Annotated in this window: 26 protein-coding genes; 15 read left to right on the top strand and 11 right to left on the bottom strand. The window is 62.6% G+C overall.

The features are described from left to right. Positions 1–7 precede the first annotated feature (7 nt). The 6 genes from FHS06_RS02235 to add (FHS06_RS02210) are packed head-to-tail and all read left to right on the top strand — an operon-like array spanning position 8 to position 5,251. Positions 8–832 carry an ABC transporter ATP-binding protein gene (locus FHS06_RS02235; protein ID WP_167044916.1) on the top strand — a complete coding sequence of 275 codons (825 nt, stop codon included), beginning with the start codon at positions 8–10 and terminating at the stop codon, positions 830–832. Beyond that, positions 822–1,652 (top strand): ABC transporter permease, encoded by an 831-nt coding sequence (locus FHS06_RS02230; protein WP_167044913.1) that lies wholly within the window; start codon positions 822–824, stop codon positions 1,650–1,652. Before FHS06_RS02235 ends, FHS06_RS02230 begins: the two co-directional genes overlap by 11 nt. Then, positions 1,649–2,542 carry an ABC transporter permease gene (locus FHS06_RS02225; RefSeq protein WP_167044911.1) on the top strand — a complete coding sequence of 298 codons (894 nt, stop codon included), beginning with the start codon at positions 1,649–1,651 and terminating at the stop codon, positions 2,540–2,542. Before FHS06_RS02230 ends, FHS06_RS02225 begins: the two co-directional genes overlap by 4 nt. Positions 2,543–2,550: 8 nt before the next feature. Further along, positions 2,551–3,594 (top strand): adenosine deaminase, encoded by a 1,044-nt coding sequence (gene add, locus FHS06_RS02220; RefSeq protein WP_167044907.1) that lies wholly within the window; start codon positions 2,551–2,553, stop codon positions 3,592–3,594. After that, the gene (locus FHS06_RS14280) at positions 3,591–4,214 is read left to right on the top strand and encodes a helix-turn-helix domain-containing protein (protein ID WP_310734900.1); all 624 of its coding nucleotides are present in this window, start codon (positions 3,591–3,593) and stop codon (positions 4,212–4,214) included. The genes add (FHS06_RS02220) and FHS06_RS14280 overlap by 4 nt, the downstream gene beginning before the upstream one ends. Continuing rightward, positions 4,211–5,251, top strand: a complete 1,041-nt coding sequence (gene add, locus FHS06_RS02210) for an adenosine deaminase (protein ID WP_167044904.1) — start codon at positions 4,211–4,213, stop codon at positions 5,249–5,251. The genes FHS06_RS14280 and add (FHS06_RS02210) overlap by 4 nt, the downstream gene beginning before the upstream one ends. On the opposite strand, the gene FHS06_RS02205 is transcribed toward add (FHS06_RS02210), so the two are convergent. Next, positions 5,248–5,847: a TetR/AcrR family transcriptional regulator gene (locus tag FHS06_RS02205; RefSeq protein WP_167044901.1), complete on the bottom strand. Its 600-nt coding sequence runs from the start codon at positions 5,845–5,847 to the stop codon at positions 5,248–5,250. The two genes, add (FHS06_RS02210) and FHS06_RS02205, sit on opposite strands and share 4 nt — an antisense overlap. A 33-nt stretch (positions 5,848–5,880) precedes the next feature. Between FHS06_RS02205 and FHS06_RS02200 the strand changes: the two genes are divergently transcribed. Further along, on the top strand, positions 5,881–6,864 hold the full coding sequence (locus FHS06_RS02200) for a DMT family transporter (protein WP_167044898.1): 984 nt from the start codon (positions 5,881–5,883) through the stop codon (positions 6,862–6,864). Here the strand turns inward: FHS06_RS02200 and FHS06_RS02195 are convergent. Continuing rightward, positions 6,840–8,270: an HNH endonuclease gene (locus FHS06_RS02195; RefSeq protein ID WP_167044895.1), complete on the bottom strand. Its 1,431-nt coding sequence runs from the start codon at positions 8,268–8,270 to the stop codon at positions 6,840–6,842. The two genes, FHS06_RS02200 and FHS06_RS02195, sit on opposite strands and share 25 nt — an antisense overlap. Positions 8,271–8,375: 105 nt before the next feature. Here FHS06_RS02195 and FHS06_RS02190 point away from each other — a divergent pair, with 105 nt between their 5' ends. Next, entirely contained in the window at positions 8,376–8,669 is a 294-nt protein-coding gene (locus FHS06_RS02190) for a hypothetical protein (protein WP_167044892.1), read from the top strand. Positions 8,670–8,709: 40 nt separating this feature from the next. Continuing rightward, entirely contained in the window at positions 8,710–8,859 is a 150-nt protein-coding gene (locus FHS06_RS02185) for a hypothetical protein (protein WP_167044890.1), read from the top strand. Between the two features lie 21 nt (positions 8,860–8,880). Here the strand turns inward: FHS06_RS02185 and FHS06_RS02180 are convergent, their stop codons facing one another. Next, complete coding sequence (locus tag FHS06_RS02180; RefSeq protein ID WP_167044887.1) at positions 8,881–9,150, bottom strand: hypothetical protein; 270 nt, start codon at positions 9,148–9,150, stop codon at positions 8,881–8,883. Between the two features lie 48 nt (positions 9,151–9,198). Between FHS06_RS02180 and FHS06_RS02175 the strand changes: the two genes are divergently transcribed. After that, on the top strand, positions 9,199–9,669 hold the full coding sequence (locus FHS06_RS02175; protein ID WP_167044884.1) for a DUF1990 family protein: 471 nt from the start codon (positions 9,199–9,201) through the stop codon (positions 9,667–9,669). Between the two features lie 67 nt (positions 9,670–9,736). Continuing rightward, positions 9,737–9,922: a hypothetical protein gene (locus FHS06_RS02170; RefSeq protein WP_167044881.1), complete on the top strand. Its 186-nt coding sequence runs from the start codon at positions 9,737–9,739 to the stop codon at positions 9,920–9,922. A gap of 32 nt (positions 9,923–9,954) precedes the next feature. On the opposite strand, the gene FHS06_RS02165 is transcribed toward FHS06_RS02170, so the two are convergent. The 5 genes from FHS06_RS02165 to FHS06_RS02145 are packed head-to-tail and all read right to left on the bottom strand — an operon-like array spanning position 9,955 to position 15,515. Further along, positions 9,955–11,517, bottom strand: a complete 1,563-nt coding sequence (locus FHS06_RS02165) for a GMC family oxidoreductase (RefSeq protein ID WP_167044878.1) — start codon at positions 11,515–11,517, stop codon at positions 9,955–9,957. Then, a complete protein-coding gene (locus FHS06_RS02160; protein WP_167044874.1) occupies positions 11,517–12,131 on the bottom strand; it encodes a thiamine pyrophosphate-dependent enzyme in 615 nt (204 codons plus the stop codon). The genes FHS06_RS02165 and FHS06_RS02160 overlap by 1 nt, the downstream gene beginning before the upstream one ends. Further along, positions 12,128–12,628 carry a thiamine pyrophosphate-binding protein gene (locus tag FHS06_RS02155; protein WP_167044871.1) on the bottom strand — a complete coding sequence of 167 codons (501 nt, stop codon included), beginning with the start codon at positions 12,626–12,628 and terminating at the stop codon, positions 12,128–12,130. Before FHS06_RS02155 ends, FHS06_RS02160 begins: the two co-directional genes overlap by 4 nt. Beyond that, complete coding sequence (locus FHS06_RS02150; protein WP_167044868.1) at positions 12,625–14,007, bottom strand: NtaA/DmoA family FMN-dependent monooxygenase; 1,383 nt, start codon at positions 14,005–14,007, stop codon at positions 12,625–12,627. The genes FHS06_RS02155 and FHS06_RS02150 overlap by 4 nt, the downstream gene beginning before the upstream one ends. Beyond that, a complete protein-coding gene (locus FHS06_RS02145) occupies positions 14,004–15,515 on the bottom strand; it encodes an aldehyde dehydrogenase family protein (protein ID WP_167044866.1) in 1,512 nt (503 codons plus the stop codon). The genes FHS06_RS02150 and FHS06_RS02145 overlap by 4 nt, the downstream gene beginning before the upstream one ends. Positions 15,516–15,658: 143 nt before the next feature. Between FHS06_RS02145 and FHS06_RS02140 the strand changes: the two genes are divergently transcribed. Continuing rightward, complete coding sequence (locus FHS06_RS02140) at positions 15,659–16,057, top strand: helix-turn-helix domain-containing protein (protein ID WP_167044863.1); 399 nt, start codon at positions 15,659–15,661, stop codon at positions 16,055–16,057. Next, a complete protein-coding gene (locus FHS06_RS02135; protein WP_167044860.1) occupies positions 16,054–16,659 on the top strand; it encodes a hypothetical protein in 606 nt (201 codons plus the stop codon). The genes FHS06_RS02140 and FHS06_RS02135 overlap by 4 nt, the downstream gene beginning before the upstream one ends. A gap of 13 nt (positions 16,660–16,672) precedes the next feature. Here the strand turns inward: FHS06_RS02135 and FHS06_RS02130 are convergent, their stop codons facing one another. Continuing rightward, complete coding sequence (locus FHS06_RS02130) at positions 16,673–17,041, bottom strand: DUF4406 domain-containing protein (RefSeq protein ID WP_243845237.1); 369 nt, start codon at positions 17,039–17,041, stop codon at positions 16,673–16,675. Positions 17,042–17,097: 56 nt separating this feature from the next. Between FHS06_RS02130 and FHS06_RS02125 the strand changes: the two genes are divergently transcribed. Both FHS06_RS02125 and FHS06_RS02120 read left to right on the top strand, forming a co-directional pair. Next, positions 17,098–17,856, top strand: a complete 759-nt coding sequence (locus FHS06_RS02125; protein ID WP_167044857.1) for a DeoR/GlpR family DNA-binding transcription regulator — start codon at positions 17,098–17,100, stop codon at positions 17,854–17,856. A gap of 127 nt (positions 17,857–17,983) precedes the next feature. Beyond that, entirely contained in the window at positions 17,984–19,342 is a 1,359-nt protein-coding gene (locus FHS06_RS02120) for an HNH endonuclease signature motif containing protein (protein WP_167044854.1), read from the top strand. Here FHS06_RS02120 and FHS06_RS02115 read toward each other — a convergent pair. Both FHS06_RS02115 and FHS06_RS02110 read right to left on the bottom strand, forming a co-directional pair. Then, a complete protein-coding gene (locus FHS06_RS02115) occupies positions 19,324–19,812 on the bottom strand; it encodes a hypothetical protein (protein WP_167044851.1) in 489 nt (162 codons plus the stop codon). The genes FHS06_RS02120 and FHS06_RS02115 overlap by 19 nt on opposite strands. Further along, the gene (locus tag FHS06_RS02110) at positions 19,809–20,384 is read right to left on the bottom strand and encodes an RNA polymerase sigma factor (protein ID WP_167044848.1); all 576 of its coding nucleotides are present in this window, start codon (positions 20,382–20,384) and stop codon (positions 19,809–19,811) included. Before FHS06_RS02110 ends, FHS06_RS02115 begins: the two co-directional genes overlap by 4 nt. Positions 20,385–20,667: the final 283 nt, after the last annotated feature.

Below are 20,667 nucleotides of genomic sequence, written 5' to 3'. Positions count from 1 at the left end.
TTCTGACGTGACGCAACCCGTCGCTGAGGCTGGTGTCCAGGGCTCGACCCTGGGCACCGGCCTTCAGATTACTGACCTCAACAAAGTCTTCACGAGCGGCCGCAAGTCGGTGGTAGCTCTGCAAGACACCAACCTCCACACCGATCAGGGCACGTTCCTGTCGTTGCTGGGGCCGTCGGGATGCGGCAAGTCAACGATCCTGCGCATCCTTGCTGGTCTCGACCAACCGACGAGCGGAACCACGCGCGTCGATGGCAAGAGCCCGAAGGAGATGCGCAAAGAAAACAAGCTCGGCATCGCGTTTCAGGACTCGGCGCTGTTGCCATGGCGCAGCGTCATGACCAACATTCGCCTGCCGTTCGAGGTCGCGGGAAAGTCCGTCGACAAGGCCTATATCGACGAGATGATCTCGCTTGTCGGGCTCAAAGGCTTCGAGAAAGCGAAGCCGGCGCAGCTGTCTGGCGGAATGCGCCAGCGGGTGTCGATCGCGCGCTCGCTCATCATGCGCCCCGAAGTTCTGCTCTTCGATGAGCCCTTCGGCGCGCTCGACGACATGACGCGACAGAAGCTGAACCTCGAGTTGCTGCGCATCTGGACCGAGAAGCCCGCGACCACACTGATGGTCACACACGGCATAAACGAAGCAATCTTCCTTTCTGATCAGGTCGCTGTCATGAGCCCGCGCCCCGGTCGCGTCAAGGAAGTTATGACGATCGATCTGCCGCGGCCTCGGCTGCCTGAAATGATGCGTTCGCCCGAATTCCACACCTATGTCGATCAGGCATCAGACTTGTTGTTCGGCGAAGGGGGCGCGGCGGCTGATGACCACTGACGCACCCGCGAAAGGTCGCGCGATTCAGTGGGAAGATGTCTATCTCCCGCCGTGGGTCACCGGCGCGATCGGTGGCATCGGACTAGTCGCCCTATGGTGGATCATTTCTGCCGTATTCGTGACGTCCTCCGGCGCGCACCCCGTCCCCAGCCCGCCCGCGGTCATCATCAGTTATTTCGACGCTGGTTGGCAGTTCTACTGGCGTAACTTCTCAGTGACGCTCACTGAGGCAGGTATCGGCTACGTCTGGGGAAACGTCCTCGCTCTGCTGCTTTCGGCGCTCGTGCTGATCGTTCCGCGGCTCGAAGGTGTCGCCATGCAGCTCGCAATCTTGACCTACTGCGTTCCCATCGTTGCTATCGGCTTCCTTGCCGTCGTGCTCTTTGGCGCTCCCGCAGTAGGCGAGCCGAGTGGCACAGCCGTGTTTCTCGCCGCGCTGTCGGTCTTCTTCACCACTGTCGTGGGCGCATTGCTCGGCTTGAAGTCAGCGGACAAGACCAGCCTTGATCTGATCAGCGTCTACGGCGGCTCAAAGCTCACGCAACTGCTCAAGGTGCGCCTTATTGCGGCGTTGCCCGCCATTCTCAACGCGCTCCAGATTGCAGTTCCCGCCGCGTTTCTCGGTGCGGTTCTGGGTGAGTTCTTTGGAAAAGTCGAAGCCGGCGTGGGTCTTGCCATGATCCTCGCCCAGCAGAATTCGGACGCTCCCCTTGTCTGGGGCTTGGCGCTGGCCTCGGGAGCTGTCGCTCTCGCGGGTTATGGGCTGGTTGGTCTGATTGCTCGGGTCATCGCGCCCTGGTCAAGAGGAAGTGCATCATGAGTGGCGCGGGAACAATCACCGCAGCGAACGCATCGCCTACCGGCACAGAGCCGTCGATCGATGTTCACGCGGCGGTACGTAAGCAAGCGGCATCCGGAGCGCTGAAGGCGTTCGCGTGGGGCTTACTCACCTTTATTGGAACTATCGTCGCGGTACTCGCTGTCTGGGTCGGCGTGCTCTGGGCGTTCCAGATTTCTCCGCTGATCGGCAAGGGCCCCGCGGATGTGTGGGCCTACCTCTTTGAGGTGCCCGCCGCCGCAGCAAACCGCGAAATGATCTTCGGCAACCTTTGGGTCACTCTCGGCGATGCCGTTATCGGTTTCGTCGCGGGTCTCATCGTCGCCATCCTTGGTGCCGGTCTCTTCCAGCTGAGTAAGGGCGCCGAGAGCGCACTGATGCCAGTTGCTATGTTGCTGCGATCCGTGCCTCTTGTGGCCATGGCACCGGTGATCATTCTGATTTTCGGCCGTGACTTCTGGACTGTCGCTGTCATCGGTGGAATCGTGGTGCTCTTCCCGGCTCTCGTCAACATCTCGTTCGGGCTGAAGTCAGCGTCACCGCAGATGAACGACCTCGTTGAGGTTTACGGCGGCGGTGCCTGGAAGAAGCTCAGCACGGTGGCTATGCCTACCTCGCTCCCGGCGTTCTTCGCGGCCGTTCGCATCTCTGTACCGGGCGCTATTACCGGTGCGCTCCTTGCCGAATGGCTTGCAGTCGGCGGCGGTATCGGTGGATCAATTGCGGGCTACGTACCGCAGGCCCAATTCAGCGCGCTCTGGGCATCTGTTGTGGTGGTCACGGCAGCCTCGCTGATTCTCTACAACGTCATTCAGATAGTGGAAGACGTCGTTCTGGCACGAATGGGTATGACACCTCAGAAAGGCATTTAGGTCACACGGTGAGCACCAAGTCCGACCTCCTCGCTTTCGCGACAGGTCTTCCGAAAGCAGAACTCCACCTTCACCTCGAGGGGACACTCGAGCCGGAACTGAAGTTCGCGCTCGCTGAGCGAAACGGCATCCCGCTGGATCAGACATCGGTGGAAGAAGTGAAGGCGACATACGACTTCACCGATCTCACCAGCTTTCTCGCCATTTACTACCCGGCGATGAACGTGCTGCAGACCGCGGATGACTTCCATGATTTGGCGTGGGCGTACTTGCAGCGAGCAAGCGCTGACGGCGTCGTGCACGCTGAGATGTTTTTCGACCCCCAAGCGCATACGAGCCGAGGGGTGCCGTTTGAGACTGTGATCTCGGGGTATCGGCGAGCGGCTGTGCGCGCGCAGAGCGAACTCGGTGTCTCGGCAGAATTGATCATGTGTTTCTTGCGTGACTTCTCGGCTGAGTACGCCATGGCAACTCTCATGGAGGCGCTGCCTTACCGATCGTGGATCGTGGGCGTCGGGCTCGACTCCGACGAGCGCGGCAACCCACCCCAGAAGTTTGCGGCGGTGTTCGCGCGAGCGAAGGCTGAGGGGTTCTTCCTGACGATGCACTGCGACATCGATCAGCCGGGTTCGATCGATCACATCCGTCAGGTACTGACGGAGATCGAGGTCGACCGCATCGATCACGGCACGAACATCGTGGAGAACCCGGAGCTCGTCGCGCTCGTCAAAGAGCGTGGGCTGGGGCTTACGTGTTGCCCGGTGTCGAACTCGTTCGTCACTGAGCAGATGAAGTCCGATGAGATTGTCGCGCTGATGCGCGAGGGTGTGCGCGTCACCATCAATTCGGATGACCCCGCCTACTTCGGTGCTTACGCCTCGGCCAACTATGTGGCTCTCGCGGAGCAGGCGGATCTTTCGCTCGCCGACCTCGTGCTGCTCGCTTCGAATTCGTTCGAGGCATCGTGGCTGACACCGCGTCGTCGTGCTGAATACCTTGACCGGGTCGCGGAGTACGCAGCGGGCTACGGTGTTGCGGGGGATGTTGCGTGAGCGAAGTCGTCGCAAGCGCGGAGATTGATGCGCGAAGTGACGAGGCCTCGAGTCGGCGTCTTGGCGCGTACATGCGGCAGCTGCGCAAAGCGCGTGGGCTGACGCTCGTTCAGCTCGCGGGGGAGACCGAGCTTTCGCATCCGTTTCTGAGTCAGTTGGAACGAGGGCTTGCGCAACCCAGCCTCGGTTCGCTGCGGCGGATCGCGCTTGCGTTGGAGACGAGCCCGATTGAGCTCATTGCCGCCGCTGATGCGCCAGCGGCCGGTGCGCCACAGACCGAAGTGAACCACCGAAGTGGCGAGTCAGTGCCGCAGGGATTCGCGGCCGGTACTGCTCGCATGCTGGCGCACTCGAATCGACCGTTTCACCCGATGGAGGTCTCCTCCGAAGCAACAGCGCCGGGCGTCCACTTCGTGCACGCTGAAGATGAGTTCGCATATGTGCTCGAGGGGGCGGTGATGATCGATCTCGACGGTCAGATGCAGCGACTCGAGCCGGGCGACACCGCGTACTACTGCGGCGGGGTCTCGCACCGCTGGTGGTCGGCCGACGGTGGTGCGTTTCGACTGCTGATCGTCAAACAGGGATTTGCGTTCCGTCCCGATGGTGGCCAGGAATGATCAGTACTTCCGACTATCTGCAGTTGCTCCCAAAGACGGAACTGCACTGCCATTTTGCGTCGACCCTGACGGCGCCGTTGTTCATCGAGCTCGCGGCGAAGTACGGCGTCGAATTGTGGGCGACGGACCCTGAAGAGCTCTTCAACTTTGACGATCTCGCTGATTTTCTCGTGGCTTTTCGCGCGGCACATGATGTGTTGCGCGAACCGGAGGACTTCGAGCGTGTCGCGGTAGAAGGCGTACGCCACGCAGTCGCTGTCGGTAACTTGCGCTACCGCGAGTACTTCATCAATCCGCAGTACTTTGCCGAGCGCGGGATGACGTACGCCGAGGTGATCGACCCCTTGATCGCTGGTCTACGCCGGGCTGAGCGCGAGTTCGGCGTCGGGTTTCGCATCGTCGTTGCGATTAACCGTCAAGACAGCGCTGAGTCTGCGGTTGAGCTTGTGCGTCAGGTCATCGCGCACGGTGCGCCCGAGGTCGTTGGCATTGGTCAGGATGATTTGACGCCGGAAGGAACCGAAGACCCGACACGGTTTGTCGCGGCCTATCGACTCGCGCGTGAACACGGGCTCAAGCTGACGGCTCACGTCGGCGAGACTGACAATGCGACGCCGGATGCCGTGCGTGAGGCGATCGAAGTGCTGGGCTGTGACCGGCTCGACCACGGGTATCGCATCATGGACGAGCCATCGCTCGTCGAGCTGGCGCTAGCTCGCGGTATCGCCTTCACAGCTACTCCCGTGTCGACCACGATTTGCTCAGGGTGGGTGCTCGATCCGTCGCACCGCATCCGCGCCATGATCGACGCCGGACTGAAAGTCACACTGTCGACTGATGATGCGCTGTTCTTTCGCACAGACCTTGGGCGCGAATATCGTGAAGGACTCACGCTGCTAGGCGTTGATGTAGATTCCGCGAAGCAGATTGCCGTTAACGGTATTGAGGCAGCGTTCTGTACCGACGCGGAAAAGTCCCGGATGCGGGCGGAGTTTGCTGCCCAGTTCCTCGCCCTCGACGCGCTCCTAGCGCGCTAGCCTCTCACCGCCGCTTCAAGGAGCGAGCGCGACACGGAGCGGGCGAGTTCAAAGGGGTGTGCGAAAGTCTCCATGCCCACCGTGACGATTGCGCCTTCATAGAGCAGCATGAGCTGGCGCGCTAGGTCGTCGGGTGATGACATCCCGGCCTCAGTGCAGAGCCCCGCGAACTGATCGAGTAGCCAAGTTTTCTGTCGCGAGACCTCAGGAAAGACAGGGTGCCCATCATGGCCGTCACCGATTTCTGCGCGGGCATTGATGGCGCTGCATCCTTTCGGGCTGTTGTCGTCAGACCATGAGATGGCGGCGTCGAAGATCATCAGGATGCGGTCAACCCCAGGCTCGGGAACGCGTGCGAGGTGCACGGCGACATGAGCCCGCCACCGTTCGTCGCGATGCTGCAGGTATGAGACGACGAGCGCTTCTTTCGAGCCGAATCTGTCGTAGAGCGTCTTCTTGGTGACCCCCGCCGCTTCGGCGATTACGTCGACCCCGACGGCGTGAATGCCTCTTTCGTAGAAGAGGACGGATGCGGCATCCAGCAAGCGTCGAGCTCCTGGGGTGAGTGGCTCAAGGACCGGGGCGGGCGTTGTCATGATCCGAGTATACCAACCTGTATAGTCATGAACATGAGTAAACAGATCGGTATACTTTCGGGACTGCTAACAGTCGGCGCGTCCGCTGCTTTCGTACTCACCTGGAGCTCCGGGTTTCTCGTGGCAGCCATCGGCACTGTCGACGTCGCTCCGACGACGCTGTTGGTCTGGCGATTTGTGCCGATAGCTCTTGTCTTGCTTGCCGTTACGTTCGCGACCGGGGCCTTCCGCGGGGTGCGTCGTGACGACATACAAAGCCAGGTGATCATCGGGTTTTTCGCGCAATTCGGTTATTGCGCATGTGTGTACGGGTCGATCGCTATCGGCATCACGACGGGCACCACGGCGCTCATCGATGCTGTTCAGCCGCTGGTTGTCGCCACCCTGGTCGGGCCCTTGTTGGGGTTGCGGGTGCGCGGCGCGCAGTGGATCGGACTCGGGGTTGGCGCGGTAGGTGTGGTGTTGGTCGTGCAGTCGCAAATTGGTGGATCGGATGCCGCACCCATCGCGTACCTCTTGCCGGCGCTTGCGATGGTGTGCCTGATCGCTGGCACGTTCGTTGAGCGGCGTACGCAAAATCAGCCGCCTGTGCTTGTCACCTTGACGGTGCACGTGACGGTGACCGCGGTGGTGTTGACCGCTATTGCCGTGGCGACGGGCACTCTTGTGCCGCCGGCATCCGTTTCGTTCTGGGTCGCGACAGCTGTCGCAGCCCTTTCGCCCACGCTTGCGGCGTACGGGCTGTATTGGTGGCTACTTCGTCGCATCGGCGTGACGGCGCTGAACGCGCTGCTCTTTCTCGTTGCCCCGACGACAGCACTCGCCGGATCAGTATTACTCGGTGAGCCGCTCACTCTGCTGACGCTCGCTGGCTTCGTGCTTTGCGGCGCGGGCGTCGCGGTCGTGCTGGTGAGTGAAGCGCGGGCCGCACGCTTTCGCCGCGCCACTGACGATTCAGGCGCGCACGCAACCAATCCTCACGCAAGCAATCGTCAGGCGCTGAGCTTCCACAGCTGAGGGTCAAACCTGCGCCTGCCGCCGATGCGCGGAGTTCTCCCCGGGTCGATATGCGGCGGTGGAACGAACCACACGGTTCCGGCGGTCGGGTGGACCTTGGGCGGCCGCTCGATTCGTATCTCCCACCCTTCGTCGTGCATGCGGTGGTGGCATGCAGTGCACAGCAGGATGCCGTTGTCGAGATTGGTCGTGCCGCCATCTCGTGACCACCATTTGAGGTGATGGGCCTCGGTGAACTGGGGCGGGAGGTGGCAAAAGGCACAGCCGCCGTCGCGTTCGACGAGTGCGAGGCGCTGCGCCCGGGTGAAGTTGCGCTTCGCGCGGCCCCAATCAAGCACTTCGCTGTCGGTGCCGAGAACGCACGGAATGATCTCGCCGTTCGCTGCCATCCGCCGGGCCGTTGCGGCGTCGATCGGTTGTTCGATGCCGTCGATCGTGGCAACTCCGCTGCCGGTTTCAAGCGCTTCAACGGGTATGCGCACCACAACCGTCGTTGTTGCAAGTGGCAATTCGCTGCGATCGCAGCCGAGTCCGTGCGAGCACAGCGCTGAGAGCGCATCGGCGCGCAGCTGGGCGAGCGAGCGTGTTTCTTCGGCAATCGCGCCGCTTTCGGCCTGACTTTCCGAGGCGCCGTCAGCGGGGGCACCTTCCGCGGCCACTCCGCGTTGGTTGTGCCCGCGGCTCGTGCGCAATCGCTGCGTTACGATTCCCTCGATTGCTGCCACAACGGGTGCGCCCGACTCGGGATCGAGCCGCGCATCGATCAAGATCATTCCCGCGGCATCGTGTCTGATCTTCACCGAGCGCTCGCCATGAAGTTCGGTCACCGCAGGCTCAAGCCCGTCAGGATCAAGGTGCGCTTCTGCGCGGCGCAATACGGCGTTCAACTCGTCGAGTGTGAGTCGGGTCGCCTGTGCAGTAATCACACGCTCCGCTTCGTCGCGCAATGACGCTGACACGCGCATGGCAATGCGGTTCAGCATGGCAACGATTGCTGCCGCGGCGCACACGCTGATCAAACCTCGCGAGACTGACGCTGCAACGTGGGGATGCTGCGCGGGCGCCGACTGACCAGAAAGAAGTGTGCGCTCACGACTGGCTTCACCCACATGAATGAGTCGATGCGCGTCTCCCGTGTGACCACCGGTTGCAGCAGCGATGAGCTTGGCGGGCGAGCGGTGCCCGGTCTTCCTGGCGAGTCCTTCTTTGCCGAGCTCGGGGCGTGAACGCGAAGATATCTCAGCAGCCACCCGCATGTGAAGACCATCGAGTTGGCGACGCATGACGGCGAGGTTCTCGTTTACGGTGAGCAGGCCAGCATCCGTCATGCTTTTCACGTCGCCCGAATCCCAGGCGCTAGCCAGCGCTGCGAGTGTGGCAGCGAGGGATTCCGTTGGTCTTTGCATACTAATATTCAAGCAGCAGCCACTGACATTCACTCGAACACAGATGCGATTGTGGAAACTCGAAACGCGGCGCCTACTTGGGGAGAACTGCGCTACATTGACTGCGTGACGAGGGAACGAAAACTGCTCATAGCGGTCGCGGCCGTATCGGCGATTCTGGTTGTCGCGGGAGCTCTCGTTTTTCTCCAGCAGCAGTTTCTTCAGGCGCAGAACCCGGCGTCATTCGGCTGGTTCGCATACCAGCCACTGGCGAATCAAGTCTTCTTCGGCCCCGACACAGTGGTTCTATCGAGTAGCGCTGTGTGGGGAGGCGTGGTGTGTGCAGTTGGAGTCGTGGGCCTGGCCGCGCTGCTGGGCTTTGTGCTTGGCCGTCGTGGTCGCCGCGCAGCCGCGCGCTGAGTGAGCATCGCTGGTACGTTGCTGACTCAAAGGAGGCATCATGATCATTGCTCGACTGCTGGAAGCATTACCCATGTCTGCTGCTCACCATCTGCCACCCGACCCCTTCGGTGATCCGGTTGAGGTTGACCCCGCAGCCGCATCGAAACCCACACACCAATACGTCGCCTGCCTCCCGCAGAGCGCCTAGATGGGCAAAAGGGGCAACGCGCTACGACCTGTTGCGGCGCCCGAGGGCGTAGCAGCCCAGCGCGGCGAAGCCAGCGAGCCCGGCTGTGAGCAGTGCGGCGCTGATGATCACCAAACGTGATGTGATGATCGCCGCTCCGGCAACGAACGCGAAGCTCGAACTGGCGTCCACGTTCGTCCACCCGAACGTTGCGGGCGTCAAGAGATCGTAGGCGAACACCACGCCGCCGCCGAGCACAAGCAATGCCGAAACGGCGAAGGTGACGACGATCGCTGGGCGCCTGATACTCACGAGACCAAGGTACGGTGCTGAGATGGCGGAACAAGACGCTAGGCGCGCATGACGTTCCCACGCCTCCAGACGTGGCCCGATGGCGACGCTCATCGCCGTACCGAGATCTCGGTATATCTGGGATCAGGCGACGATCTGTGGCAGCGAGCGTCTCGAGACATCATGCGCTGGGCGGTGAAGACCCGCAGTGGGTTCAGTGTCGACTCCGAAAGCCCAGTGGCCCCGGGGCAGAACGTCACAGTAACGACCCATGTGCTCGGGATGCGAGTTCGCGAACCCGTGCAGGTGATGGATGTCGTCTCTGACCTCGACCGCGTGGGCTACTCGTATCGCACGAAGCCGGGGCATCCGGTTGATGGCGAGGAAGCATTCGTTGTGTACCGCGCCGGGTCGAGCGTGTGGCTCACGATTCGGTCAATGACGCGCCCCGCGCCTCGCGGAATGTGGCGAATGCTGTACCCGGCACTTCGGATGGCGCAGTTGATCGCGCAGCGACGCTACGCCCGCGCGCTGCACTGATGCCCTTGCTTGTTCGCAACAGACGAGTAGTGTTGAAAACTCACAATCGAACTCGGGGGAGTTACGAATGACTGGACTAGTTGCCGCGATGGTGGGCACCGGCGGCACGGTGGCCGTGATCGCTCTCATCGTGGGCATGATGGTGCTGCGTCGGCATCCTGTTGAATCCCGTACGACGAATCCGGAACTTCGCGCCGCGCACGAAGAGATCCGCGATCAGATCGACCGCGGTCGCAGCGGGCTGCTGCGCTAGCTCGTACATCTAACGAGGCTGCACGTATACCGTCAGCCCGCCGCGACCAACTCCGCACCGCGCTCTGCGATTGCCACGGTCGGAGCCTGCGTATTGGCCGTCGGGATGGTCGGCATGACCGAAGCATCCGCGATCCACAGGCCCGAGAGACCTCTAACTCGCAGGTCCGGGTCGACAACCGCGTCTGCGTCGGTGCCGATGCGAGCTGTGCCTGCGCAGTGAAAGAAAGACCCGATGTTTTCGCGCACAAACCGCACGCGCTGGTCGCGAGAGAGCCCAGAAACGGGTGTGATCGGCCCCTCCGCCAGCTCGGCGTAGGCGGATGACGCAACCAGATCCTGCGCGGCATCCAGGGCCTCCACCATCGCACCGAGATCTCTCGGGTCGGCCAGGTAGTTCGGCTGAAAGTCGGCGGGCACATCGGGGTCGGCAGATCTCGAGCGCACCCACCCGATACTTCGCGAACCGTAGAGCCCTGGAACCAGAGCGAACACACGATTGCCCGAAAGATCGTGCGTGGCATGCAAAGCATCGTCGCCGCGCGAGCCGTGCGCAATGACGGTGTGCAGATCGGGCCCAGCTTCGGCGTACGTGCTCCGCCAATTCACCATGGCACCACCACCGTTGCCGAGCACGGGTCCGAGGTCTGCGCGCGCGCGAAAGTTCACGCCAAGAATCAGGGGGTGGTCTTGAAAGTTCTCGCCCACGCCCGGCAGCTCGTGCACGGGCCGGATGCCGGCAGCACGCAGCCGATCAGAATCTCCGATACCCGAGCGTTGCAACAGCCGCGGCGTATCGAGCGCTCCGGCGGCGAGCACAGTGCGGGTCGCTGTCGTCGTGATGAGCTCGCCGTCGACAATGTGCCGCACGCCCAATACGGCGTCGCCCGAAAGTACGAGTGTGTGCACGGCGCTATCGACGAGCACGTCGAGATTTGCCCGCCCTAGCGCGGGCTCAAGATACGCGCGTGCCGTGCTCCATCGTTCGAATGAGCCGTCGGTGTTTTCTACCGCGTTGTAATCGGGGTAGGCGGCCCCCTCATTGGAAGTGCCGTTGGCATCCTCGATCACCGGGATGCCGCGCTCGCCGGCCGCGTCGATCAGCGCATGAGCGATGGGGTGCACCCGGGTCAGTGGCCCGACACGCATGGGCCCAGCGAGGCCGCGAAACGCAGGGTCGCCGCCGGCACGTGCCTCGGAGCGGCGAAAGTAGGGCAGCAGATCGTCATAGCTCCAGCCGGTGGCCCCGGCATCTGCCCAGCCGTCGTAATCGGCGCGCGCACCGCGATACCAGAGCATCGCGTTGGTGCTCGAAGAGCCGCCAAGGACTTTGCCCCGCGGCATGGCGATAGCCCGCCCGAGCACGTGATCGGTTGGGGTCGCGTGGTAGCCGTAGTCGTAGGGCCCGCCGATCATGGCGTCCCAGCGTGCTGCGTCTAAGACTTCGCGCAGGCCGCGGTGGTCGGGTCCGCTTTCGATCAGCAGCACGCGAGCGGCAGAATCTTCTGACAGCCGCGCCGCGAGTACACAACCAGCTGCGCCGCCGCCCACAACAAGAAAGTCGTAGGCGGCAGCGGGAGCTGAAACGATCGGCATCAGTTGTGCTCGCTCGGACCCATGATCGTGATGCCCTCGGTCTTCTCAACGTGACGCACGAAGATGTATTTGTCTTCGCGTCCGTCTGAGTGCTTGCGCTTGATGCCAGGCTCGAGAATGCCATCGGTCTTGGCGACCACGATGTACGGCTCGGATGCCTGAAGCCCAGCTTCGCAGTGAGCATCGAACTCTTCGAGCGTCTCGGCCGTGAATGCTTTCTCGACTCCGGCCCCGCGCGCGATGGCGGCGAGATTCACGCGGCCACCCTTCGTGTGCGTGCGCGGGCCACCGATCGACTGGTACTGCTCGTTGTCCCACACGACGACGAACAGGTTCTTCGGCTGCTCATTCGCAAGCGTCGCCAAGATACCGAGGTTGAACAGCAGTCCACCGTCGGTGTCGAGCGAGACGATGCGACGGTTGGGGAGACCAACCGAAAGACCAAATGCCTCGGGGGTGACGCAGCCGAGCTGCTGCTGAAAGAGGCTCGCGTCGCGCATGTGCGGCGCGGCGTTGTACCACTCGTCGACAGCGCCGCCGAGAGAGAGGATGACGAGTTCGTTCTCGAGGCGTGCCCCGAGGAGCTTCATGGCTTCAAACCGGCTGTAACTCATCGGACGAGCTCCCCTCCCAGAACAACTGCTGCGTGATAGTACGAGGCGTACGCAGTTTCATACGCGTTGAAGACGGCCTGCTCGATCTTGTCGACGTCGTGCACGATCGTGTAGGGCGTGCGCAGGGTCTTAAGCAGCGGCTCCATCGTGATGCCGTGCGGGATCGCCCACCAGTTGTTTTCGCCCATTTCACCGCGGTAGCTCATGATCATGACCACCGGAATACCGGCGCCAAGGCCCATGCGGGCAAGGTGCTCGGTCGCGGCGCGCAACCCGGAGTTCTCCATGATCAACACAGCACGCTGACCCGAGAGGAAAACACCGCCGGCGATTGCGGCGCCTTCGCCCTCGTTCGTCACGGGAATCGTGCGAATGTCGGGGTCGGCATCGAGGGCGGGGTAGAGCTCTTTCAAGAGCGAGTCGGGCAGGTAGGTAGCGACGGTGACGCCGGCACGTTTGAGCCCGCGAATCACCGCCTCAACAGCGTCGGCTCTCATGCCAGAACTCCTGTTTCTTGGGCGCTCGCCGACAGTCGGTGAGCGCGGTGGGTGGGGGAAAGACGCGGTGCGCCGCTGAAGCGCTCGCGAAGGGTGGGAGAACCAACGGATGACTCGGCCCGGCCGCGTGCGGCAAGGATCGGCAGTACCAGCTCGATGAAGTCCCGGTACGCAGCGGGTCCGCCGAACGTGGGTTCGAGCATGATGCCGTCGATACCCGAGCCGTCGACGATGGCTTCGATCTCGTCGGCGACCTGTTCTGGAGTACCCGTCACTTGGAAGCCACGGATCGCCTTCGTGCGGAACTGATCGAGCACCGCCCGCACGCGCACGTCGGGGTCTTTCTTGGCGTAGCGATCAACGAGGGTCTGGCCGAGATCGGTCTTGATGTCGGTGAGCTTCGTTTCGGGGTCAAACCCGGTGAGGTCGATGCCGGTGATGCCGGCAAACATGACGGCTGCGTCGTCGATGCCGAGCAGGGCCTCATATTCAGCGCGCTTGGCGCGAGCTTCTTCCTCGGTCTGGGCAACGGTCACGGTCATTCCTGTGACGACCTTGACGTCAGCGGCATCCCGACCCTGCAGTTCTGCCTGTGCGCGAATGTCGGCAACGTGGCCGGCCGCGCCCGCGATCGTCTGGCCCTGAATGAAGACAGCCTCGGCGTTTCGGGCAGCATACGCGCGGCCACGGTCGCTCGTTCCCGCCTGAAACAGCACGGGGGTGCGCTGCGGTGTCGGCGGAACAGCGAAGATGCCGTGCGAGCGCTGGTACGTGCCATCAACCTCGATGCGGTGGAGCTTTGCGGGGTCGGCATACATGCCGGTTTTTCGGTCGCGGACTTCGGCATCGTCGTCCCAGCTGTGCTCCCAGAAGCGCAGACACGTGTCGAGAAAGTCATCGGCGGCGTCGTAACGCTGGTCGTGCGTGAGCGTTTCGGTGACGCCGAAGAGGTCGTCTGTGGTCTTCTGTGAACTGCCCGTGACGATGTTCCAGCCGATGCGACCGCCCGTGAAGCGATCAAGGGTCGCAAACCGCCGCGCGAGCGCATACGGGCGCTCGACGGTCGTCGGCGAAGTCACCACAAACCCGAGGTTCTCGGTTTCGTGCGCGAGAGTCGCGATCGCGAGCATGGGGTCGAGTGCGGGGAACTGGATGCCGTGGGCGGCAACTTCTTCGGGCATCCGCCCATCAAGAGTTGCGTAGCCATAGGTGTCGGCGAAGAAGAGAAAGTCGAACCCGGCCTGGTCGAGCTCTTTCGCGAGCCCGACCCAGTAGTCGAGTTGGTCCCAATCGTCGCCGCGGCCCTCCGGGTGCGTCCACGTTGGCATGCCGTTGCTCGGATTCATCATCTCGAACACGCCGAAAATAATGCGACTCATATGACCATCACCACTGTCTTTGTCTCGAGGTAGTTTTCAAGGCCCTGGGCGCCGTTCTCATATCCCCAGCCCGATTCTTTGTGGCCACCCTTGGGGAGCTCGGGGCCGAGGAACGAGTGGCAATTGACCCACACGGTTCCGGCTTCGAGAGCTGAGGCGACGCGATGCCCGTTGCTGAGGCCTTCGGTCCAGACGCTCGCTGCGAGACCGTAGTCGCTGTCGTTGGCCCAGCCGACAACCTCGTCGAGGTCATCGAACGGTGTGACGACGGCAACCGGGCCGAAAATTTCTTCCCGCATGAGGCGCATATCGGCGCGCACATCGGTGAGCACAGTAGGGGAGAAGAACGTGTCGGCCGGTCCGCTGAGCGTGCCGCCCGTGACGACAGTTGCGCCTTCAACGCGACCCTCCGAAATGAAGTCAGATACGCGCTCGGCCTGCGCCCGACTCACGAGGGGCCCAAGGTCGGCTGCGCTGTCGAGACCGTGCCCAAGGCGCAGCTTGTCGCCCGCGGCAGCCATGCCGTCGACCACGTCTTGATACACGTCGCGGTGGGCGTAAATGCGCGCGCTCGCGACACACACCTGGCCGCCGTTGTCGAAAATTCCGCGTGAGACTCCCTCGATCGCGGCAGGGAGGTCGGCGTCGGGCATGATAATCGACGGTGACTTTCCGCCGAGCTCGAGCGTGAGGCGCTTCAAGCTACCGGCGGCCGAACTCACGAGTCGTTTGCCGACAGCGGTTGAGCCAGTGAATGCGAGTTTGTCGACACCGCGATGATCGGCGAGGGCTTGCCCGGCCTCCGTGCCGTAGCCGGTGAGGATATTGACGACACCATCGGGAACACCGGCTTCTTGCAACAGGCGGCCGAGGTAGAGCGCCGTGAGCGGGGTGTTTTCGGCGGGCTTCAGCACGATTGTGCAGCCAGCAGCGAGAGCGGGGGCGAGCTTCATCGCCGTCATGATGAGAGGCGAGTTCCACGGCACGACCGCCGCGACGACGCCGACGGGCTCACGCCGCGTATAGGCGAACACCTCTTTACCGGGAGGGGTGCGCGAAAGTGAGGTGGGAATCGTCTCGCCGGTGATCTTGGTCGGCCACCCCGCGTAGTAACGGAACTGGCTGATCGCGGCCGGCACTTCGCCGAAAAGCGATGTGCGCAGGTTCTTGCCCTGGTCGAGCGTTTCAAGCTCGGCAAGATCTTCGAGGTGCTCCTGCATGACATCGGCGATGCGCCAGAGCAGCGCACTGCGGGCGGCGGGTGTCATCTTCGCCCACGCCGGGGAGATCAACGCTGTGCGCGCCGCAGATACGGCTTTGTCGGCATCCGCTTCTCTCGCGCGTGCCACGTGCGCGATGACGGCGCCCGTCGCCGGGTCGATAGTAGAGAAGCGTTCGCCGGAGGATGCCTCAACCCAAGCGCCGCCGATCAGCAGCTTTCCCGGGTCGTCAGCGAGAAACTGTGACACGCGCTCGCGCAACGCGATGTTTCCGATCTCAATCGTCATACCTCGATGCTAAATAGCTATCGTTGATAACTAGTAGCAATCAGATGACAATCGTGTTTCCAGAAGGTTGGGAACCATTGTGCGCCTGCCGGACATGACCCGGTATGAGAGCATCGACGGCAGCATCCGATCACGTGTCGCACATGACAACAACACGGCGCGCTCAACTTAGAGTGCGAGCGTTGCAGGTCATCAGCGAACAGTGCTGGGATCCGCAATTTGATGAGGATGCACTCGCTGGGGTACTTGGTGTATCGCGGAAGACCCTCGATCGCACCTTCTCAGAGGGTGAGAGTGTGGCGTACGCCATCGGCCGGGCTCGTGTGCAGCGGGTGCGGCGTTCGCTCTTGTGCGGGCAGTGCCGGAGCCTGACGGTCGCATCTGAGGGCGCGGGTTTTACGAATCTCAGCGCAATGAAATTTCACTTTCGGCGGGTGTTCGATGAGACGCCCCTGCAACTGCAGCGCCGGCTCCGTCAGCAAGAGGAAGATGTCTCCCGGGCGCACCGGTGGGGGCGCGGCACGACAGGAGTTTGGCTGTGACTCGCTGGAGAGGGCTCGCATCGGTAGCGGTAGGTGCGGTCCTGGTGGTTGCGGGTTTGTTTGCGGTTCCCACTGCGGCGTCGGCATCTGAGGTTCAGGTCAGCACTGCTCCCGCCCGCGCGTGCACAGTCGGTGGGCTACCCATCACGAGCAAAGATGACGTGACGCGCGTGCCGACGGTGATCTCGTGCTTTGATACCGTCGCTGCGGCGAAAGAGTTCATCGCCGACGGTGCGCCCGGAGACCTCGAGAAGTTACTTGGCGTTGCAGGCGAGACGCCGTCGCGCACGGCGCTCGCCGCGGAGAGCACCGTGCACGTCGGCACGCTGTGGTCGTCAACCGGCGCGAGCGGAACGTCGCTTCTCCACTGGGGAACCGGCTCCGGTTGCAATGGCGTGACCTATGGTTTTCCGAGTCTTCCGTCGGGATGGAACGACACCGCCCGATCGGCACGAGGTTATGCGAACTGCTGGGTCACCACGTATGCGAATACCTCGTACGGCGGTTCTCGACTCAACTGCACTCCGTACTGCTCGACTCTCGGCTCGCTCAACGGTGCCGTCTCGTCGGTTGTCTATCGGCCCTCCGGCACGTTCGGGTGACGAGAGGATCCGGCTACTCGACGCCGGGCACTTCCGTCAACGATGAATAGACGGGGATACCGCGCTCGCGCGCGATGACGACATCTTGGTCTGCGCCTTTCGATTCGCCCGGAAGGCGAAGCACCGCATCGCAGTGCTGAAGGAGGCGATGTGCGGTCGGGTACATGACCTCCGATGCGCGCGGGTCTGAGGGTCCACTGGCTCCCGCGCTGCTGAGAATCGGCAACGCTACCCATTCACCGATCATCGGCACGTGGCCCGCTTTGAAAATCGGCCACGCGGCTTCTTCGAGGCGCGTGAGGTTTTGCTGCATCAGCTCGGCGTCTCCGTTGGTGCCCGAGGCGTATGGCCCGGCGATCAAGATCATCATTGGCTTCGGCATGCGGCTAGAGTAATACATGAACGTGCACACTCGTGCACAAACGTGAAGGAGTACGCATGCTGGCCGCATCGCGCAAAGAGCTTTTGCTGGATCGTCTTCGCACCGAGGGCCGAATTGTGGCGAAAGACATTGCTACCGAACTCGGTGTCTCGGAAGACAGCATCCGGCGCGACCTACGTGAACTGGATGCCGCTGGCCTTGCTGTTCGCGTATACGGAGGTGCACTGCCCGCGTCGCCCGCTGTCGTGAATTATGCCGCACGGCAAACTGTGGCGACCGAGAGTAAACAGCGCATCGGTCAATACGCAGCGCGGCTGATTGAACCGGGGAGCACGGTGCTGATTGACGGCGGTACCACCGCCCTGGAAATGGTGAGGGCGCTGCCGCTTGACACCGAGTGCACGATCATTACGCACAGTCCGACGGTTGCTGCCGCACTTCTCGATCATGCGGCAGAAGTGATCATTCTTGGTGGGCGGCTCTTCAAGCACTCGGCGGTAGCGAGCGGCGCGGCCACCGCTGAGGCAGCCGCGGCGATCAGTGCAGACCGCTTTTTTCTTGGGGTCACCGGCATCCACGAGCACTCCGGCCTCACGACAGGAGACCCGGACGAAGCGGCGATGAAGCGCGTGCTTGCAAGTCGGGCGAGCGAGACGTACGTCTTGGGAAGCAGCGAGAAGATCGGAGCCGTCTCGCGCTATCAAGTGTTGCCGCTCGATGGGGTCGCCGCGGTGATTGTGGAGTCCGCCGACACGGCGTCGCCGACGCTGAGTGCGCTGGCCGGTATCGGGGTCCGTTTGCTGCACGCGCGCTGACGCGCCCGCGGGGTAGCGGCCGCGCATCTTCTTCTCCCCGAAAGTTTTTTGAGAAAGTTATCCACGCCGGGGTTTTTTAGGCTGGCTTGGGATGCTCAATGTCGGAGGTACGTTCGATACTTGGGGCATGTCAGAGAACGAAACCGAGCAACAAGAAGCAGAGGCCTCCGAGCTGTCTGAGTCTGTGGCGACGTTGATTTCTTTCGATCAACAGATCGCGCACATCCAGGCGGCACGCGCTGCGGTTCTTGCAAACATGGGGCGGATCGCTCTTGCCCAGATACGGCGGATGACGTCGCGTGACTCGCGGGATCGTGAGATTCCGATGCGTGCGGTCGCGGCAGAAGTTGGGGCTGCGTTGCGACTGTCGGATCGCACGGCGCAAATACGTGTCGATGATGCGCTCGACGTGACCGAGTCGTATCCGGAGACGTTCGGGTCGTGGAGCGCGGGGCGTGTCTCGGAACGGCATGTGCAAGAGATCTTGCGGGCGGGCGTGAACCTGACGGATGCTGCAGCCAAGGCCCTCTACGACCGCGACGTGGTCGGGGTCGCTGAGGCTGAGACACCGGGCAGGTTGCGGGGGTTTGCTGCAGCGTTGGCGGAGAAAGCACAGCCGCGAACGCTTCAGGAACGCTTCGAAGACGCGAACGCGACGCGGACTGTGCGCCTGTTTGACCTCGCTGATGGGATGAGTTCACTCAATGCGGTGTTGCCGTCGGTGCAGGCGCATGGGATCTTCAACCGACTCACGCAGCAGGCGCGGGCGTTGAAGGACTTCCAAACAGGGCGGTCGGACTACGGCACGAAGCTCCGCACCGAAGACGAACCCGTAGTGGATGATCGGCGAACGACGGATCAGATCCGGGCCGACCTGTTCTCCGACATGCTGTTGACCTCGGTTCCGAGCCTTGACCCGCTCGCGGGTGACGATTGCGGCGGGCTCGGCGCGATCCGGGCCATCGTGCAGGTCACCGTTCCGGCCACGACCCTTGCAGGAACGAGTTCGACACCGACGGATCTGTCGGGGCTGAGCTTGGTTGATCCCGAGAGTGCACGACGCCTCGCGGGTACCGCGCCGGGGTGGGATCGAGTGTTCACTCGGCCCGTCACGGGCACGGTGGTGGCGGTCGATCGATACCGACCCAGCGACCAACTCAAACGGCAACTTCGAGCGCGAGATCAACACTGCAGGTTCGTGGGATGCCGCATGCCCACCCACCGGTGCGACATTGATCACACAGTCGATGCCGCGCTCGGGGGTTCGACGCATCAGCACAACCTCGCGCATCTGTGCCGACGACATCACAGCCTGAAACATGCGAGCAGGTGGTCGGTGAAACAAAAAGGCGACGGTGTGTTGGAGTGGACCTCGCCAACCGGGCGAAGTTACACCGACACACCACCCGGCGTCGCATTCGAACCCGACCTGACCGATCCACCCGGAGCACTTGCAGAAAACTGGGGTCAGCCGTCCGCGGGGTGAAGGCTCAACGCGACGCAGTCGATGTCGCCGGGAGCAACAGCGGGGTGACCGTCGTTTGTCACGCATACGGTGAACGATGTGGGGATGTCTCCTGGCGTAGGCGAGGGGTCGAGTGGGTCGTCGGCAGGAAAGCCCGCCTCCCAGACCGTGCGGCACGTCGCAACGGCATCGTCAACATTGATCCGGCCGTCCTCGGTCAACACTGAGACTGAAGTGCCAGACAGCGAACCGTCAGCGTTCAGTGGCGGATCCGCCAGGCAGTCCACAACTTCGGTATCTGTCACCGGCGCGGGCTGCAGCACTTGAAACGCAGCGATCGATACGCCCGCGAGCACAAAAACGGTGCCAGCGGCACTGAGCTTGCCCCACCACGTGCGCCACCACCGCGGACGGGTGAGGTCGGAGTGCATCCGCTCAACAAGGAGGTCTTCGATGGCGTGGGCGCGCGGCATCCGTTCGTTGTCGTTCATTCCGCCACCTCCTCGGTTGTCGGTGCGTACCGCGACAAGCTGCGACGCAATCTCGCTTTCGCGCGCGAGAGGCGAGATTTCACGGTGCCCTCGGGTAACCCGAGCGTGCGAGCAGCATCTCGCGTGGTCAATCCTTCCACCATGCAGAGCACAACAACTGCGGAGTCGCGAGCGCCCAAGTCTGCGAGCACAGCTTGTACTTCGGCAGAAACGGATGCCGCATCAACAACTCGAGCGACTTCTTCGGCGTGATCGGGCTCGGGCCCGTCGTGCGGCACTTTTGCCAGCAACCGTCGATAGCGACGAAGCCCTCGCAATTGATTCTTCGCCGCATACGAAACCACCGTCAAGAGCCACGGCACCACGCTCTCGTCGACAATTCGCACGCTTTCGCGCTTCTTCCAGAGCTCGGCGAAGGCAGCTCCCACCACCTCTTCGGCATCCCACGGCGACTCCACCATTGCGAGCGCAACTCGGTAGCAGACACGTTCATGACGACGAAACAGCAGCCGGTAGGCCTGCTCGTCACCCCTCGTGAGTCGAAACAGCAGGTCGCTGTCTGACGGCTCCATGCCCCCGCTCGTCACTACCTGATCCCCCGATCGCACTCGCAAACGCCTCGTCTGCGAAGCACTTTCAGGATAACCGCGATGCCGCGACCTCACTTTCACGAACGACCAAGTGAAGTCTCGACGCCCGGTAGCGAGCGCAGCCCCTGCCGCGGCGCGCGTCGACACGAGAGCGAATGCCGAGTGGCTCATCGGGTGACTCATGTGCGCGCCTCCTTCGCTCGCTACCGGTGCGTGGGCACTCTGATTCGAGCGCCCTACAGGTATGTCCGGCAGAGAGCGTTTG

The sequence above is a fragment of the Microbacterium halimionae genome (genome assembly GCF_011761265.1).
GTDB lineage: Bacteria > Actinomycetota > Actinomycetes > Actinomycetales > Microbacteriaceae > Microbacterium > Microbacterium halimionae.
The sequence above is the reverse complement of the archived record's forward strand: the minus strand, read 5'-3'. Positions and strand labels throughout refer to the sequence as shown.

Bases quoted from the DNA above. Each gene is read 5' to 3' on its own strand.
- FHS06_RS02195 (WP_167044895.1), bottom strand. From the start codon at position 8,270: ATGCAAAGACCAACGGAATCCCTCGCTGCCACACTCGCAGCGCTGGCT.
- FHS06_RS02205 (WP_167044901.1), bottom strand. From the start codon at position 5,847: ATGACAACGCCCGCCCCGGTCCTTGAGCCACTCACCCCAGGAGCTCGA.
- add (WP_167044904.1), top strand. From the start codon at position 4,211: ATGATCAGTACTTCCGACTATCTGCAGTTGCTCCCAAAGACGGAACTG.
- FHS06_RS02200 (WP_167044898.1), top strand. From the start codon at position 5,881: ATGAGTAAACAGATCGGTATACTTTCGGGACTGCTAACAGTCGGCGCG.
- FHS06_RS02125 (WP_167044857.1), top strand. From the start codon at position 17,098: ATGCTGGCCGCATCGCGCAAAGAGCTTTTGCTGGATCGTCTTCGCACC.
- FHS06_RS02155 (WP_167044871.1), bottom strand. From the start codon at position 12,628: ATGAGAGCCGACGCTGTTGAGGCGGTGATTCGCGGGCTCAAACGTGCC.
- FHS06_RS02145 (WP_167044866.1), bottom strand. From the start codon at position 15,515: ATGACGATTGAGATCGGAAACATCGCGTTGCGCGAGCGCGTGTCACAG.
- FHS06_RS02160 (WP_167044874.1), bottom strand. From the start codon at position 12,131: ATGAGTTACAGCCGGTTTGAAGCCATGAAGCTCCTCGGGGCACGCCTC.
- FHS06_RS02170 (WP_167044881.1), top strand. From the start codon at position 9,737: ATGACTGGACTAGTTGCCGCGATGGTGGGCACCGGCGGCACGGTGGCC.
- FHS06_RS02185 (WP_167044890.1), top strand. From the start codon at position 8,710: ATGATCATTGCTCGACTGCTGGAAGCATTACCCATGTCTGCTGCTCAC.
- FHS06_RS02120 (WP_167044854.1), top strand. From the start codon at position 17,984: ATGTCAGAGAACGAAACCGAGCAACAAGAAGCAGAGGCCTCCGAGCTG.
- FHS06_RS02230 (WP_167044913.1), top strand. From the start codon at position 822: ATGACCACTGACGCACCCGCGAAAGGTCGCGCGATTCAGTGGGAAGAT.
- FHS06_RS02140 (WP_167044863.1), top strand. From the start codon at position 15,659: ATGACAACAACACGGCGCGCTCAACTTAGAGTGCGAGCGTTGCAGGTC.
- FHS06_RS02130 (WP_243845237.1), bottom strand. From the start codon at position 17,041: ATGCCGAAGCCAATGATGATCTTGATCGCCGGGCCATACGCCTCGGGC.
- FHS06_RS02165 (WP_167044878.1), bottom strand. From the start codon at position 11,517: ATGCCGATCGTTTCAGCTCCCGCTGCCGCCTACGACTTTCTTGTTGTG.
- FHS06_RS02225 (WP_167044911.1), top strand. From the start codon at position 1,649: ATGAGTGGCGCGGGAACAATCACCGCAGCGAACGCATCGCCTACCGGC.
- FHS06_RS02110 (WP_167044848.1), bottom strand. From the start codon at position 20,384: ATGGAGCCGTCAGACAGCGACCTGCTGTTTCGACTCACGAGGGGTGAC.
- FHS06_RS02115 (WP_167044851.1), bottom strand. From the start codon at position 19,812: ATGAACGACAACGAACGGATGCCGCGCGCCCACGCCATCGAAGACCTC.
- FHS06_RS02175 (WP_167044884.1), top strand. From the start codon at position 9,199: ATGACGTTCCCACGCCTCCAGACGTGGCCCGATGGCGACGCTCATCGC.
- FHS06_RS02150 (WP_167044868.1), bottom strand. From the start codon at position 14,007: ATGAGTCGCATTATTTTCGGCGTGTTCGAGATGATGAATCCGAGCAAC.